Annotated in this window: 15 protein-coding genes and 2 pseudogenes; 3 read left to right on the top strand and 14 right to left on the bottom strand. The window is 70.2% G+C overall.

Annotation, left to right across the window (positions count from 1 at the left end; translation table 11 throughout):
• Window positions 1-99 precede the first annotated feature (99 nt).
• The gene (gene dapA, locus ACFVYR_RS34680; protein ID WP_384261012.1) at window positions 100-1,011 is read left to right on the top strand and encodes a 4-hydroxy-tetrahydrodipicolinate synthase; all 912 of its coding nucleotides are present in this window, start codon (window positions 100-102) and stop codon (window positions 1,009-1,011) included.
• Between the two features lie 3 nt (window positions 1,012-1,014).
• On the opposite strand, the pseudogene ACFVYR_RS34675 reads toward dapA, so the two are convergent.
• The 4 genes and pseudogenes from ACFVYR_RS34675 to ACFVYR_RS34660 form a co-directional block, all read right to left on the bottom strand.
• Window positions 1,015-1,203 (bottom strand): annotated as a pseudogene (locus ACFVYR_RS34675) (SigE family RNA polymerase sigma factor); the annotation flags it as partial.
• A gap of 177 nt (window positions 1,204-1,380) precedes the next feature.
• Window positions 1,381-1,989, bottom strand: coding sequence for a hypothetical protein (locus ACFVYR_RS34670; protein ID WP_384261009.1), 609 nt, complete (start codon window positions 1,987-1,989; stop codon window positions 1,381-1,383).
• Window positions 1,990-2,011: 22 nt separating this feature from the next.
• Window positions 2,012-3,001, bottom strand: a complete 990-nt coding sequence (dapD, locus tag ACFVYR_RS34665) for a 2,3,4,5-tetrahydropyridine-2,6-dicarboxylate N-succinyltransferase (RefSeq protein ID WP_384261007.1) — start codon at window positions 2,999-3,001, stop codon at window positions 2,012-2,014.
• A 9-nt stretch (window positions 3,002-3,010) separates the two neighbouring features.
• Window positions 3,011-4,309 carry an MFS transporter gene (locus ACFVYR_RS34660; protein ID WP_384261004.1) on the bottom strand — a complete coding sequence of 433 codons (1,299 nt, stop codon included), beginning with the start codon at window positions 4,307-4,309 and terminating at the stop codon, window positions 3,011-3,013.
• A gap of 72 nt (window positions 4,310-4,381) precedes the next feature.
• Here ACFVYR_RS34660 and ACFVYR_RS34655 point away from each other — a divergent pair, with 72 nt between their 5' ends.
• Entirely contained in the window at window positions 4,382-5,272 is an 891-nt protein-coding gene (locus ACFVYR_RS34655) for a winged helix-turn-helix transcriptional regulator (RefSeq protein ID WP_384261002.1), read from the top strand.
• Here ACFVYR_RS34655 and ACFVYR_RS34650 read toward each other — a convergent pair.
• The 10 genes and pseudogenes from ACFVYR_RS34650 to ACFVYR_RS34605 form a co-directional block, all read right to left on the bottom strand.
• Window positions 5,244-5,789: a TetR/AcrR family transcriptional regulator gene (locus tag ACFVYR_RS34650; RefSeq protein ID WP_384260999.1), complete on the bottom strand. Its 546-nt coding sequence runs from the start codon at window positions 5,787-5,789 to the stop codon at window positions 5,244-5,246. The genes ACFVYR_RS34655 and ACFVYR_RS34650 overlap by 29 nt on opposite strands.
• A pseudogene (locus ACFVYR_RS34645) lies at window positions 5,789-6,148 on the bottom strand (DMT family transporter); the annotation flags it as partial. The pseudogene ACFVYR_RS34645 and the gene ACFVYR_RS34650, both read right to left, overlap by 1 nt.
• Before the next feature lie 75 nt (window positions 6,149-6,223).
• Window positions 6,224-6,562, bottom strand: a complete 339-nt coding sequence (locus ACFVYR_RS34640) for a metal-sulfur cluster assembly factor (RefSeq protein WP_030358830.1) — start codon at window positions 6,560-6,562, stop codon at window positions 6,224-6,226.
• Window positions 6,559-7,032, bottom strand: a complete 474-nt coding sequence (gene sufU / locus ACFVYR_RS34635; protein WP_384260995.1) for a Fe-S cluster assembly sulfur transfer protein SufU — start codon at window positions 7,030-7,032, stop codon at window positions 6,559-6,561. Before sufU ends, ACFVYR_RS34640 begins: the two co-directional genes overlap by 4 nt.
• Before the next feature lie 17 nt (window positions 7,033-7,049).
• The gene (locus ACFVYR_RS34630; protein ID WP_384260993.1) at window positions 7,050-8,318 is read right to left on the bottom strand and encodes a cysteine desulfurase; all 1,269 of its coding nucleotides are present in this window, start codon (window positions 8,316-8,318) and stop codon (window positions 7,050-7,052) included.
• Window positions 8,315-9,079: a Fe-S cluster assembly ATPase SufC gene (gene sufC, locus ACFVYR_RS34625; protein WP_365145094.1), complete on the bottom strand. Its 765-nt coding sequence runs from the start codon at window positions 9,077-9,079 to the stop codon at window positions 8,315-8,317. Before sufC ends, ACFVYR_RS34630 begins: the two co-directional genes overlap by 4 nt.
• 7 nt (window positions 9,080-9,086) lie before the next feature.
• Complete coding sequence (locus ACFVYR_RS34620) at window positions 9,087-9,419, bottom strand: bifunctional 3-phenylpropionate/cinnamic acid dioxygenase ferredoxin subunit (protein ID WP_384260990.1); 333 nt, start codon at window positions 9,417-9,419, stop codon at window positions 9,087-9,089.
• Complete coding sequence (gene sufD / locus ACFVYR_RS34615; protein ID WP_384260987.1) at window positions 9,416-10,597, bottom strand: Fe-S cluster assembly protein SufD; 1,182 nt, start codon at window positions 10,595-10,597, stop codon at window positions 9,416-9,418. The genes ACFVYR_RS34620 and sufD overlap by 4 nt, the downstream gene beginning before the upstream one ends.
• A 62-nt stretch (window positions 10,598-10,659) precedes the next feature.
• Window positions 10,660-12,081 (bottom strand): Fe-S cluster assembly protein SufB, encoded by a 1,422-nt coding sequence (sufB, locus tag ACFVYR_RS34610; RefSeq protein ID WP_223773968.1) that lies wholly within the window; start codon window positions 12,079-12,081, stop codon window positions 10,660-10,662.
• Window positions 12,078-12,833, bottom strand: a complete 756-nt coding sequence (locus ACFVYR_RS34605; protein ID WP_384260984.1) for a helix-turn-helix transcriptional regulator — start codon at window positions 12,831-12,833, stop codon at window positions 12,078-12,080. Before ACFVYR_RS34605 ends, sufB begins: the two co-directional genes overlap by 4 nt.
• A gap of 261 nt (window positions 12,834-13,094) precedes the next feature.
• On the opposite strand from ACFVYR_RS34605, the gene ACFVYR_RS34600 reads away from it, so the two are divergent.
• Entirely contained in the window at window positions 13,095-14,018 is a 924-nt protein-coding gene (locus ACFVYR_RS34600) for an ABC transporter ATP-binding protein (protein WP_384260982.1), read from the top strand.
• Window positions 14,019-14,061: the final 43 nt, after the last annotated feature.

Genomic DNA, 14,061 nt, shown 5'->3' with positions numbered 1-14,061 from the left:
CTGATCTCGGGTGAACCGAGCAACCTCGTAGGCCTTCTTTCCATTACCTCGTAGAAGAATTAAGTGGAGCTTCAGAGTCGGGGTGCCCAGACTGTCCGCATGACCTCCGGAACCGCCGCGTCGGCCGCACCCTTCGGCCGCACCCTCTGCGCGATGATCACGCCTTTCACTGCCGAGGGCCGCCTCGACCTCGACGGCGCCCAGCGCCTCGCCGACCACCTGGTGTCCGGAGGCTGCGAAGGGCTCGTCCTGTCCGGCACGACCGGCGAGTCGCCGACCACCTCCGACGACGAGAAGGCGGCGCTCGTGCGGGCCGTCGCCGACGCGGTCGGCGACCGGGCGTCCGTCGTCGCGGGCGTCGGCAGCAACGACACCCGGCACACCGTCGAGCTGGCCCTGCGGGCCGAGAAGGCGGGCGCCCACGGTTTGCTGGTGGTGACGCCGTACTACAGCCTCCCGCCGCAGGACGCCGTCGAGGCGCACTTCCGCACGGTCGCGGACGCCTGCGGGCTGCCGGTCCTGCTCTACGACATCCCGGGTCGCACCGGCACCCGTATCGCGACGGACACCGTGCTGCGGCTGGCGGACCATCCGCGGATCGTCGGCGTGAAGGACTGCGCGTACGACGTCCTCGGCAGTCAGAAGGTCATGTCCCGGACGGAGTCGGCGTACTACGCGGGCTGCGACGAGTTCAATTTGGCGCTGTACGCGGTGGGCGGCGCCGGCTGCGTCAGCACGGTGGCCAACGTGCTCCCCGGCCTGCCGCGGGCGGTCTTCGACGCGTTCGACGCCGGTGACACGGCGGGTGCGCGCCGGCTGCAACTGGCCGCGACACCGCTGATCGAGGCGATGATGGCGTCGGGCCTGCCCGGCACGGTCACGGCGAAGGCCCTGCTCGGCGCCCTCGGGCTGCCCGCGGGTCCGGTGCGGGCACCGCTGCTGCCCGCCGGCCGCGAGGCGACCGACGGGCTGCTCGCCGCCTACGAGGAGACGCGGGCGGCGGTGCGGTGATCAGATCCGGCGTACGTACGCCTCCGGTTCGTCGATCCGCTGCCACCGCCCGGCCGCCTTGACCAGGGCGTTCTGCAGCAGGTCCTCCCCCGCGTGCCGGTCGCCCCCGCAGAGCGGCACGGCGGTCCTCAGCAGCGCCGACGATCTGGTCGCCACGAACTCCCGGAAGCTGTTCTGCTCATCGGCATTCATCGTCACCTTCGCTCCCTGGTGGGCCTGTTGCCCTCCCGCATGGATGTGGACGGGTCCGGGAGCCTGACGCTATGCCTGTGTGCGGAGAAAAGCTGTGCGCGAAAAATCTGTGCGCGCAGAAAAGGAGCGGTCGCCCCACGTGGGGCGCCCGCTCCTTTCGAGTGGCGAGCGGGCGTCTCAGGCTCCGGCCGGGAAGCCCGCCGCCCTGGTCCAGCGAAGCGTCTCTCCGCCCCCGCTGAAGGTGGTCTTCTTGCCTCCGGGTGCGATGACGATCTTCTCCCAGCCGTCGAAGTCCGTCGTGAGGTGCTTCGCCCACTTCGTCAGCGGTCCGAAGGACACCGCGGCGACCGACTCGGTCGGCGGCTCGCCGTCCGCGCAGTACGGACCGAAGTCGCCGAAGGCCGCGACGGTGCCGTCCTTGGCCTTGAGGGTGATGCCCTGGCAGGCGTCGGCCTTGGTGCGGTACACCGCGGCGGGCTTGGACCACCCCTTGGCGCGGGGACTGTAGTCCTGCACGTAGAGCCCCTTGCCCCGCAGGTAGTACATGGCCACGCGACGCTTGTCGGCGAGCTTGACCTGAGCGTCGAACGGGCTCGGGCTGCCGCTCCAGGGGATGTCGCTCCTCCCCAGCGGATGGCTGTGGTCGCCGGTCGCCGCCCGGCTCACCACCTGCGCGGCGCTTCGGACGTCGTCCCGTGGCTGACCCGCGCTCTGCCCGCACCCGGCGGCCAGGCCGAGCGCCGCGACGGCACCGAGGGCCAGGGCCCGTGCACCCGTTCTGTTCATGTCGCTCCCCCTGTGGCGTACGTCAGTTGTGGCTGTGCAGCACGTCGTTCAGGCCGCCCCACACCGCGTTGTTCGGGCGGGCCTCGACGGCGCCGGTGACCGAGTTGCGGCGGAAGAGGATGTTCGAGGCGCCGGAGAGCTCGCGGGCCTTGACGATCTGTCCGTCGGGCATCGTCACGCGGGTGCCCGCGGTGACGTACAGACCGGCCTCGACGACGCACTCGTCGCCCAGCGCGATGCCGACGCCCGCCTCGGCGCCGATCAGGCAGCGCTCGCCGATGACGATGCGGACGTTGCCGCCGCCGGACAGCGTGCCCATCGTGGAGGCGCCGCCGCCGATGTCCGAGCCGTCGCCGACGACGACACCGGCGGAGATGCGGCCCTCGACCATGGAGGTGCCGAGCGTGCCCGCGTTGAAGTTCACGAAGCCCTCGTGCATGACCGTGGTGCCCTCGGCGAGGTGCGCGCCGAGCCGGACCCGGTCGGCGTCGGCGATGCGGACGCCCTTGGGCGCGACGTAGTCCGTCATGCGCGGGAACTTGTCGACGGACGTCACGGCGAGGTGCAGGCCCTCGGCGCGGGCGTTGAGCCGCACCTTCTCCAGGTCGTCGACGGCGACCGGACCGAGCGAGGTCCACGCGACGTTGGCGAGGAAGGCGAACTGGCCGTCCAGGTTCACGCCGTGCGGGCGCACCAGGCGGTGGCTGAGCAGGTGCAGGCGCAGGTAGACGTCGTGGGCGTCCAGCGGCTTGTCGTCGAGGGACGCGATGACCGTACGCACGGCGATGACCTCCACGCCGCGGCGGGCGTCCGGGCCCATCGCCTTGGCGGCGCCGTCGCCGAGCAGTTCCACGGCGCGCTCGGCGGTCAGCCGCTCGCTGCCCGCGGGGCCCGGCTCTGCGGTGAGCTCGGGCGCGGGGAACCAGGTGTCGAGAACGGTGCCGTCGGCGGTGACGGTGGCGAGGCCTGCGGCGACGGCGCCGGTGGTGCGGGAAGCATGCGTGTCGGTCATGGGTGAAACCTAACCGGAGGTGCGGCGCGCGGGCGAACCGGTCTCAGGGTGCGGGCTGCCGGTGGCGCCGCCCGCGGCGACGGCGGCGGACCTTTCGCGGCCCCCGCCCCGCCCCGCCGCGAGGACCACGCACCCCGCCGCTCCCGCGAGCGCCGCGCAGAGCGGCCACAGCAGCCCCGGCGCCGCGGTGTACAGCGCGCCGCCGAGCGGGGCCGACAGCACGACGCCGCTGACGGAGACGCCCGAGTACAGGCTCTGGAAGCGGCCCTGCGCGTGCGCGGGCGCGTGGTCGGCGACGTACGCGGTGGCCGGTGTCTTGTAGAGGATCTCGCCCGCGGTGAGCAGCAGCATCATGGCCACGGCGGTGGCGGTCCCGGTGCCGAGGGCGAGCACGGCGTAGCCCGCGCCGACGAGCAGCAGCCCGGCCCCGATGATCCGCAGCGGCGCGCGACCGCGCAGCGCGAGGGTGGCGGGGAGTTCGAGGAGGAGGATGACGCCGCCGTTGATCGCCAGGAGCCAGCCGTAGACGCCGGTGCCGAGGCCGTGCCGGTCGAGGTCGACGGGGAGCGTCGAGTACTGCTGGCGGTAGACGAGGTCGGTGACGAGGATCGCGGCGAGCAGGACGAGGACGGTGGGGCGCTCGCGCAGGGCGGCGCGGACGCCCTGCTCCGGGCCGACGGTCCCGGCCGCCTGCCCGCGCGACGCGCCGTGCGACGGCAGCACCCGCCAGGCGTACGCGGCGAAGACGAGCGTGCCGATTCCGTCGACGACGAAGAGCGAGGTGTACGAGGTGTGGGCGATGAGCAGCGCGCCCAGCGGGGGTCCGACGGTGAAGCCCGCGTTGGCCGCGAAGCGCATCACGGCGAAGCCCTGGCGGCGCGCGCCCTCGGGCACGGTGACGGCGACGAGGGCGCCGTTGGCGGCGCGCACGCAGCCGCCCGCGTACTGGCCGACGGCCGGCACCACGTACAGCAGCGCGGCGGGCAGGACGGGCAGCGCGAGTACGCCCGCGCCGCTGATCAGGGAACCGGTGAGGAGCACGCGGCGGTGGCCGAACCGGTCGCCGAACCAGCCGCCGGTGAAGTTGCCCGCGACCATCCCCGCGCCGCCGATGCCGCTGATCAGACCGGCCACGGCGGCGGAGAGGCCGCGCTCGTCGGTGAGGTAGACGAAGAAGTAGACGAAGGTGAAGGCGACGACCATGTTGAAGAACTGGCCGGCGGCGAGCAGCCACACGGTCCTCGGCACGTCCCGCAGCCCTTGTCCCGGCGTCCGCTCCCGCTGTCGACCGCGCTTACCCCGCACCATGCCACCCCCATCGGCCCAGGCCCACGCCCGAGTCAGTTCCTTTTGGGAACGGACTATGTCAGGATGGCGGCCATGGCGCAACGGACCCGGCTCGACGACGATCACTGCGCCATCGCGCAGGCCCTGGACGTCGTGGGCGACTGGTGGACCCTGCTGATCGTGCGCGACGCGGCGCGCGGGGTCCACCGCTTCGACGCGCTCCAGCGCGAACTGGGCCTGTCCCGCAAGGTGCTGACCGAGCGGCTGCGGCTCCTGGTCGACGCGGGCGTACTCGCCCGTGTCCCCTACCAGGACCGCCCGGTGCGCCACGAGTACCGCCTGACGCCGCGCGGCCGCGCGCTGCTGCCCGTTCTTGTCGCCCTCCAGGACTGGGGCGACACCTGGATCCTCGGAGAGGGAGAGACGATGGCGACCGCGACGGAGGCGTCCCTGGAGGCGCAGCGGGTCCACGCGCTGCTCGGCACGCGCGTGCCGGAACTCCAACTGGCCGGCCGGGGGGGCGCATTGCTCGACCCGGTGGCCGCGGACACACCCTGCACCGTCCTGTACTGCTTCCCCGGCGCGTACGCCCGGCAGGAGGCCTACCCGCCCGGCTGGTCGCAGATCCCCGGCGCGCGCGGCTGCACGCTGGAGTCCTGCACCTACCGCGACCGGCTCGCGGAGTTCACCGCGGCGGGCGCGACCGTGCACGGCGTGTCCTCCCAGCGCCCCGACGAGCAGCGAGCGTTCGCCGAGAAGGAGGGCCTGCGTTTCCCGCTGCTCTCGGACGCCGACCTGGCGCTCACGGCGGCGCTGCGCCTGCCGACGTTCCGCGCGGCGGGCGTGAGCCGGATGAAGCGGCTGACGCTGGTGGTGGACCGCGACCGGGTGGTGCGGGACGTGCAGTATCCGGTCACCGACATCACGGCGAGCGTGGAGGCGGCCCTGGTGACGGTCAAGTCCCTGACACCAGCAGCCGGTTGAGCACCTCCCGCGTATACCCCTCGTCGTACTCGCCGCCGGTGATCAGCACTTGCAGGCAGATGCCGTCCATCAGGGCGACGAGGGCGCGGGCGGTGACCGGATCGGTGCGCCGCTCCAGCAGTTCGGCCAGCCCCGCGCACCACTCGGCGGCGACCGGGCGCAGGGCGGGCCTGCGCAGCGCGGCGAGGTAGAGCTCGTACTCCAGCTCAAGCCCCGCACGCTCGCCCGCGAACCACTCGGCGAGCAGCCGGGCGAGCTCCCCCGCGATGTCGGCCCCCGGGTCCTCGAACACGCCGCCCGCGTCCACCACCTTCGCGAAGCTCTCGTTGGTCTGCCGCAGCGCGGCCACCATCAGCTCGTCGAGCGTCTTGAAGTGGTACGTGGTCGAGCCCAGCGGCACATCGGCCTCGGCGGCGACCGAGCGGTGGCTGAGCCCGCCGATCCCCTTCGCGGCGACCACGCGGATCGCCGCGTCGATGATGCGCTGCCTGCGCTCGGGGTCGTAACGGCGGACCATCAGTGCGCACCGCCCAGATTGAGCACGACGACGCCCGCGATCACGAGCGCGATCCCACTCATCTTGAGCAGCCCCGCCGGCTCCCCCAGGAACAGCATCCCGATCGCCGCGACGGCCGCCGTGCCGATGCCCGCCCAGATGGCGTAGGCGGTCCCCACGGAGAGCGTCTTGAGGGTCTGCGCGAGCAGCGTGAAGGCGAGCAGATATCCGGCGACGGTGATGAGCGAGGGCCACAGCTTGCTGAACCCCTCGCTGTACTTCATGGCCGTGGTCCCGGCCACCTCCGCAGCGATCGCCGCGGCCAGCAGTGCGTATCCCATGCGTACGAGTGTACATATCGTTGCGTACGAGCGTACGTAACGCCGGACGCACGTCGGCCCCCCGTGCCCGAAGGCGCGGGGGGCCGATGCGTCAGCCGTGGCTCGGAGCTGGGATCAGACGTTGAACCCCAGCGCCCGAAGCTGCTCGCGGCCATCGTCCGTGATCTTGTCCGGGCCCCACGGCGGCATCCAGACCCAGTTGATCCTGAGTTCGTTGACGATGCCCTCCGTGGCGGACTTCGCCTGGTCCTCGATGACGTCCGTCAGCGGGCACGCCGCCGACGTCAGCGTCATGTCGATCGTGGCGATGTTCGCGTCGTCGATGTGCACGCCGTAGATCAGGCCGAGGTTGACGACGTCGATGCCCAGCTCGGGGTCGACGACGTCGTACAGCGCCTCGCGGACCTCTTCCTCCGAAGCGGGCTTCGTCGTGAGTGTCTCGTTCTCGCTCATGCCGTCTTCCTCTCAGCGGCCCCGTCGGTCTCTCCCAGCGCCTGGGCCGTCGCGTCCTTCCAGGCCATCCAGCTCAGCAGGGCGCACTTCACCCGCGCCGGGTACTTGGAGACACCGGCGAACGCGACCGCGTCCTCCAGGATCTCCTCCATCGCGTCGTCCGGCTCCAGCTTGCCCTTGGACTGCATCAGCTCCAGGAAGACCTCCTGGACCTTCTGCGCCTCCGCGAGCTCCTTGCCGACCAGGAGGTCGTTCAGGACGGACGCGCTGGCCTGGCTGATGGAGCAGCCCTGCCCCTCGTACGACACGTCGGCGATGGTCGACCCGTCGTACTTCACGCGCAGCGTGATCTCGTCGCCGCACGTCGGGTTGACGTGGTGCACCTCGGCGTCACCATCGCGCAGACCACGCCCGTGCGGGTGCTTGTAGTGGTCCAGGATGACTTCCTGGTACATCGAATCCAGCTTCACGTTGCCCAGCCAGCCCCTCAGCCGAAGAAGTTCCGTACGTGCTCCAGGCCGTCGACGAGAGCGTCGATCTCGCCGGGCGTGGAGTACAGATAGAACGACGCTCGCGTGGTCGCAGGAATTCCGTAGCGGAGGCAGACGGGCCGTGCGCAGTGGTGGCCGACGCGGACCGCGATGCCCTGCTCGTCGAGGACCTGGCCCACGTCGTGCGGGTGGATGTCACCGAGCGTGAAGGAGATCGCGGCGCCGCGCTCCTCGGCCGTCGTCGGGCCGATGATGCGGAGGTCGGGGACCTCCAGGAGGCGCTTGACCGCGTACTCGGTGATCGCGTGCTCGTGCGCGGCGATCTTGTCCATGCCGATGGCCGAGAGGTAGTCCACGGCCGCGCCCAGGCCGACGGCCTGGGAGACCGGCGGCGTGCCGGCCTCGAACTTGTGCGGCGCGGGAGCGTACGTCGACGAGTTCATCGACACGGTCTCGATCATCTCGCCGCCGCCGAGGAAGGGCGGGAGGTCCTCCAGGAGCTCCTGCCGTCCCCACAGCACGCCGATGCCCGTCGGGCCGCACATCTTGTGGCCGGTGAAGGCCACGAAGTCGGCCTGGAGCGCCTGCACGTCCAGCGGCATGTGCGGGGCGGCCTGCGAGGCGTCGATGAGGACGAGCGCGCCGACCTCCTGCGCACGGCGGACGATCGCCTCGACGGGGTTGTGCGTGCCCAGGATGTTCGAGACCAGGACGAAGGAGACGATCTTCGTCTTCTCCGTGATGATCTCGTCGATGTTGGACAGGTCGAGCCGGCCGTCGTCCGTGAGGCCGAACCACTTCAGCTTCGCGCCCGTGCGCTGCGAGAGCAGCTGCCACGGAACGATGTTGGAGTGGTGCTCCATCTCCGTGATGACGATCTCGGTCTCGTGGTCCACGCGGTAGGGCTCGTCGGCCCAGCCCAGCATGTTGGCCACGAGGTTGAGCGACTCCGAGGCGTTCTTGGTGAAGATCACCTCGTCGCGGCTCGGCGCGTTGATGAACGCGGCGACCTTGTCACGCGCGCCCTCGTACAGCGCGGTGGCCTCCTCGGCGAGGACGTGCACGCCGCGGTGGACGTTGGCGTTGTGCTGCTCGTAGTACTCGTTCAGCACGTCGAGGACCTGGCGCGGAGTCTGCGAGGTCGCCGCATTGTCCAGGTACACGAGCTTCTTGCCGTCGTGGATCCTGCGATCCAGGATCGGGAAGTCCTTGCGGATCGCCTCGGTGTCGAGGAGGCCGGAAAGCCCCTGGTGGGCCACTGTCACGCGGATGCGCCGCCCTTCGTGTAGGCCTCGTAGCCCTCGGCCTCCAGCTTGTCGGCGAGCTCGGCGCCGCCGGACTCGGCGATGCGGCCGTTGGCGAAGACGTGCACGAAGTCGGGCTTGATGTAGCGCAGGATGCGCGTGTAGTGCGTGATCAGCAGGGTGCCGACCTCGCCGGTCTCGCGGACGCGGTTGACGCCGTCCGAGACCTGGCGCAGGGCATCGACGTCCAGGCCGGAGTCCGTCTCGTCGAGGATCGCGATCTTCGGCTTGAGGAGCTCCATCTGGAGGATCTCGTGGCGCTTCTTCTCACCGCCGGAGAAGCCCTCGTTCACGTTGCGCTCGGCGAAGGCCGGGTCCATCTGGAGCTGCTCCATCGCGGACTTGACCTCCTTCACCCAGGTGCGCAGCTTGGGGGCCTCGCCGCGGATCGCCGTCGCCGACGTGCGCAGGAAGTTGGAGACCGAGACGCCGGGGACCTCGACCGGGTACTGCATGGCGAGGAACATGCCGGCACGGGCGCGCTCGTCGACGGACATCTCCAGGACGTCCTCGCCGTCGAGGGTGACGGTGCCCTTGGTGATCGTGTACTTGGGGTGACCGGCGATGGAGTAGGCGAGCGTCGACTTGCCGGAGCCGTTCGGGCCCATGATGGCGTGGGTCTCGCCCTGCTTCACGGTCAGATCGACGCCCTTGAGGATCTCCTTGGTGGAGTTGTCGGCCTCGACGGTGACGTGCAGGTCCTTGATTTCAAGCGTTGCCATGGGTGCCTCAGGACTCCTGGGAGAGGGAGACGAGCACATCGTCCCCTTCGATCTTTACGGGGTATACGGGGACAGGGCGCGTCGCGGGGAGACCGGACGGCTTGCCGGTGCGGAGGTCGAAGGCGGAGCCGTGCAGCCAGCACTCGATCTGGCAGTCCTCCACCTCGCCCTCGGAGAGGGAGACGTTCGCGTGCGAGCAGATGTCGTTGATCGCGAACACCTCGCCCTGGGTGTGGACGACCGAGACGGGCGTGCCGTCGAGCTCCACCCGCTTGGGGGTGTCCTCCTCCAGCTCGCCGAGGCCACAGACCCGAACGAACCGAGCTTGGTCAAACGTCATGCGACGGTCGCCTCCAGCTCCTCTTCGATCTTCGCGAGGAGGCGCTCCTCGACGTCGGGCAGGCCGATCTGCTGGACCAGCTCGGCGAAGAAGCCGCGGACGACCAGGCGACGGGCGTCCTCTTCCGTGATGCCGCGCGACTGCAGGTAGAAGAGCTGCTCGTCGTCGAAGCGGCCGGTCGCAGAGGCGTGGCCCGCGCCGACGATCTCACCGGTCTCGATCTCGAGGTTCGGCACCGAGTCGACCCGCGCGCCGTCGGTGAGGACGAGGTTGCGGTTCATCTCGTACGTGTCCGTGCCCTCGGCGGCGGCCTCGATGAGGACGTCGCCGATCCACACCGCGTGGGCCTCGTCGCCCTGGAGCGCGCCCTTGTAGACGACGTTGGACTTGCAGTGCGGGGTGTTGTGGTCGACCAGGAGGCGGTGCTCCTGGTGCTGGCCCGCGTCGGTGACGTACAGGCCGAAGAGCTCGGCCTCGCCGCCGGTGCCCGCGTAGGTGACGCGCGGGTGGAGGCGCACCAGGTCGCCGCCGAAGGTGACGACGACGGACTTGAAGGAGGCGTCGCGGCCGACCAGCGCGTTGTGCTGGGCGACGTGCACCGCCTTGTCGTCCCAGTCCTGGACGGAGACGACGGTGAGCTTGGCGCCGTCGCCGACGACGAAGTCGACGTTGGCGGCGAGCACGGCGTCACCGGTGTGGTCGATGACGACGAGGGCCTCCGCGAAGGCGCCCAGCTCGATGACCTGATGCGCGAAGGCGGTGCCGCCCTCGCCGTGCACGGCGATCCGGATCGGCTCGGTGAGGACCGTCTCCTTGGGGACGGTGACGACCGAGGCCTTCTCGAAGGACGAGTACGCCTGGGCGGCGACGCGGTCGACGGGCTTGCCCGCCTTGCCGACGCGCGCGTCGTCCCGGTCGACGGTCTCCTGGATGACACCCTCGGGGGCGCTCACCTCGACGCGGATGCCACCGTCCGCCACCGCAGTACCGTCGTGCAGCCCGCGCAGCCGCTCCAGCGGCGTGAACCGCCACTCCTCCTCGCGGCCGTGCGGGACCGGGAAGCTGTCCACGTCGTAGGACGGGGGAGCGCTCATGCGGGTGGCGACGGTGGACTCGGCGGCCACCGCGATCGATCCGGCGGTGGTGCTCCCCACCGGGATATTCTGAGCCTCAGCCATGGCTGTCGTCGTGCTCTCTCTCTGCGTAAGAAGTCAGTCGCTGCGGAGGATGGTCGCCGGAATTAACCGACCGAACCCTCCATCTGCAGCTCGATCAGCCGGTTCAGCTCCAGGGCGTACTCCATGGGCAGCTCCTTGGCGATCGGCTCGACGAAGCCGCGCACGATCATCGCCATGGCCTCGAACTCCGTCATGCCGCGGCTCATCAGGTAGAAGAGCTGGTCGTCGGAGACCTTGGAGACCGTCGCCTCGTGACCCATCGACACGTCGTCCTCGCGGACGTCGACGTAGGGGTAGGTGTCGGAGCGGGAGATCGTGTCGACGAGCAGCGCGTCGCAGAGCACGTTCGACTTCGATCCGGCCGCGCCCTCACCGATCTCGACGAGGCCGCGGTACGAGGTGCGGCCGCCGCCGCGCGCCACCGACTTGGAGACGATGTTGGAGGAGGTGTTCGGCGCCATGTGGACCATCTTGGAGCCGGCGTCCTGGTGCTGGCCCTCGCCCGCGAAGGCGATGGACAGCGTCTCACCCTTGGCGTGCTCGCCCATGAGGTAGACGGCGGGGTACTTCATCGTCACCTTGGAGCCGATGTTGCCGTCGATCCACTCCATGGTCGCGCCCTCGTACGCCACGGCGCGCTTGGTGACCAGGTTGTAGACGTTGTTCGACCAGTTCTGGATCGTCGTGTAGCGGCAGCGGCCGCCCTTCTTCACGATGATCTCGACGACGGCGGAGTGCAGCGAGTCCGACTTGTAGATCGGCGCGGTGCAGCCCTCGACGTAGTGGACGTAGGCGTCCTCGTCGACGATGATCAGCGTCCGCTCGAACTGGCCCATGTTCTCCGTGTTGATGCGGAAGTAGGCCTGGAGCGGGATCTCGACGTGCACGCCCTTGGGGACGTAGATGAACGAGCCGCCGGACCACACGGCCGTGTTCAGCGAGGCGAACTTGTTGTCACCGACGGGGATGACGGTTCCGAAGTACTCCTTGAAGAGCTCCGGGTGCTCCTTCAGCGCCGTGTCGGTGTCCAGGAAGATGACGCCCTGCTCCTCCAGGTCCTCGCGGATCTGGTGGTAGACGACCTCGGACTCGTACTGGGCGGCGACACCGGCGACGAGGCGCTGCTTCTCCGCCTCGGGGATGCCGAGCTTGTCGTACGTGTTCTTGATGTCCTCGGGCAGGTCCTCCCAGGACTCCGCCTGCTTCTCCGTGGAGCGCACGAAGTACTTGATGTTGTCGAAGTCGATGCCCGACAGGTCCGAGCCCCAGTTCGGCATGGGCTTCTTGTCGAAGAGGCGCAGGCCCTTGAGGCGGAGCTTGGTCATCCACTCCGGCTCGGACTTCTTGGCCGAGATGTCCCGGACGACGTCCTCGTTGATGCCGCGCTTGGCAGAGGCACCGGCCGCGTCGGAGTCGGCCCAGCCGTATTCGTAGTTGCCCAGACCCTCGAGTTCGGGGTGGGCAGTCTCCGTGGGGAGCGTCATGCGGGGTTCCTCCCGGCCGTGCTTGCTGATGCTGATGTGGTGGTCCGTGTGGTGCTGTCGCTGTCGCCGCTGGTGCCACTGCGCGGGATGAACGTCGTGCAGACGCCGTCTCCGTGGGCGATCGTGGCGAGACGCTGCACATGCGTGCCGAGCAGCGTGGAGAAGAATTCCGTCTCCGCCTCGCACAGCTGCGGGTACTGCTCGGCGACATGCGCGACAGGGCAGTGATGCTGGCAGAGCTGCTCGCCGACCGGTGCGCTGCGCGCCGTGGCAGCGTACCCGTCGGCGGTCAATGCCTTCGCGAGGGCCTCGGTGCGCTCCGCGGGCGGCGCGGCGTCCACGGCCCGCTTGTACGCCTCCGCCTGGGCGGCGATCCGCGCCCTGGCGAACTCGACGACCGCGCCCTCGCCGTGGTGCTCGGTGATCCACCGGAGCGCGTCCGCGGCCAGCTTGTCGTACGACTGGTCGAAGGCGTCGCGGCCACAGTCGGTCAGCGCGAAGACCTTGGCGGGCCGGCCCCGGGTCCTGGCCCCGTAGACCCGCTGCTCGCGGGGTTCCACGACGTTCTCATGGGCGAGGGCGTCGAGGTGGCGGCGGACGGCCGCCTGGGTGAGGCCGAGGCGCTTGGCGAGGTCGGCGACGGTGGACGGGCCGTGGTCCAGGATGGAGCGCGCGACCCGGTTGCGCGTGGAGTGGTCCGAGCGCATCCCGGCCGCGAGTTCCTCCTGCGGAGCCTCGCCAACGTTTTTCACAACGCCATTGTTGCGTAATTCCTCAGGGCCTGACAACCCGTGTCCAGAGCGCCCACCGGTGCGCTGCATCACTTAGGCATACCTAAGCTGACCTGCGGAAACGATCACTGATCGATCAAAGCGCACCGCCCACGCAGCATGGCCCGCAGGCTCCTCCACCATGCCGGCACCCCCTCCGACCGGCCCTTTGTGCCAGTACGCGGCCGAACTCCGCCGCCCCGCCCGACCCGGCCCCCGCCGCCGTCCCTAGACTGGCTCACCATGCGAAACGAGCCCGTCGTCCAGATCCGGAATCTGGTCAAGCGGTACGGAGACAAGACCGCGGTGGACGGTCTCGACCTGACGGCCGGGGCAGGCGTCACCGCCGTCCTCGGCCCCAACGGCGCGGGCAAGACCACCACGATCGAGACCTGCGAGGGCTACCGGAAGCCGGACTCCGGCACCGTCCGCGTCCTCGGCCTCGACCCGGTGCGCGAGGCCGAGACGCTGCGGCCCCGCATCGGCGTGATGCTCCAGTCCGGCGGCGTCTACTCCGGCGCCCGCGCCGATGAGATGCTCCGCCACGTGGCCAAGCTGCACGCGCGCCCCCTCGACGTCGACGCGCTGATCGAGCGCCTCGGCCTGGAGAGCTGCGGCCGCACCACCTACCGCAGGCTCTCCGGCGGCCAGCAGCAGCGCCTCGCGCTCGCGATGGCCGTGGTCGGCAGGCCCGAGCTGGTCTTCCTCGACGAGCCGACGGCGGGCCTCGACCCGCAGGCGCGCCGGGCCACCTGGGACCTCGTACGCGATCTGCGCCGCGACGGCGTCGGCGTCATCCTCACCACGCACCACATGGACGAGGCCGAGGAACTCTCCGACGACGTCGCGATCATCGACGCGGGCCGGGTCATCGCCCAGGGCAGCCCCGACACGCTGTGCCGCGGCGGCGCCGAGAACACCCTCCGCTTCACCGGCCGCCCAGGACTGGACGTCGCCTCGCTGCTCAAGGCGCTCCCCCCGGACTCGGCCGCGGCGGAACTGACCCCCGGCTCCTACCGCGTGAGCGGCACGGTCGACCCGCAGCTGCTCGCCACGGTCACCACGTGGTGCGCGCAGCACGGCGTGATGCCGGACCGCATCTCGGTCGAACGCCACACTCTCGAAGACGTCTTCCTGGAGCTCACCGGCAAGGAGTTGCGCTCATGACGCAAGCCCACTCGTCCTTCGGCCGGGGGCCCGGGGATTGTCC

The organism is Streptomyces sp. NPDC058284 (assembly GCF_042881135.1).
In the GTDB taxonomy this organism is placed as follows: Bacteria; Actinomycetota; Actinomycetes; order Streptomycetales; family Streptomycetaceae; genus Streptomyces.
This window is presented reverse-complemented; position numbering and strand designations above follow the sequence as displayed.

Bases quoted from the DNA above. Each gene is read 5' to 3' on its own strand.
- dapA (WP_384261012.1), top strand. From the start codon at position 100: ATGACCTCCGGAACCGCCGCGTCGGCCGCACCCTTCGGCCGCACCCTC.
- ACFVYR_RS34670 (WP_384261009.1), bottom strand. From the start codon at position 1,989: ATGAACAGAACGGGTGCACGGGCCCTGGCCCTCGGTGCCGTCGCGGCG.
- dapD (WP_384261007.1), bottom strand. From the start codon at position 3,001: ATGACCGACACGCATGCTTCCCGCACCACCGGCGCCGTCGCCGCAGGC.
- ACFVYR_RS34660 (WP_384261004.1), bottom strand. From the start codon at position 4,309: ATGGTGCGGGGTAAGCGCGGTCGACAGCGGGAGCGGACGCCGGGACAA.
- ACFVYR_RS34655 (WP_384261002.1), top strand. From the start codon at position 4,382: ATGGCGCAACGGACCCGGCTCGACGACGATCACTGCGCCATCGCGCAG.
- ACFVYR_RS34650 (WP_384260999.1), bottom strand. From the start codon at position 5,789: ATGGTCCGCCGTTACGACCCCGAGCGCAGGCAGCGCATCATCGACGCG.
- ACFVYR_RS34640 (WP_030358830.1), bottom strand. From the start codon at position 6,562: ATGAGCGAGAACGAGACACTCACGACGAAGCCCGCTTCGGAGGAAGAG.
- sufC (WP_365145094.1), bottom strand. From the start codon at position 9,079: ATGGCAACGCTTGAAATCAAGGACCTGCACGTCACCGTCGAGGCCGAC.
- ACFVYR_RS34620 (WP_384260990.1), bottom strand. From the start codon at position 9,419: ATGACGTTTGACCAAGCTCGGTTCGTTCGGGTCTGTGGCCTCGGCGAG.
- sufD (WP_384260987.1), bottom strand. From the start codon at position 10,597: ATGGCTGAGGCTCAGAATATCCCGGTGGGGAGCACCACCGCCGGATCG.
- sufB (WP_223773968.1), bottom strand. From the start codon at position 12,081: ATGACGCTCCCCACGGAGACTGCCCACCCCGAACTCGAGGGTCTGGGC.
- ACFVYR_RS34600 (WP_384260982.1), top strand. From the start codon at position 13,095: ATGCGAAACGAGCCCGTCGTCCAGATCCGGAATCTGGTCAAGCGGTAC.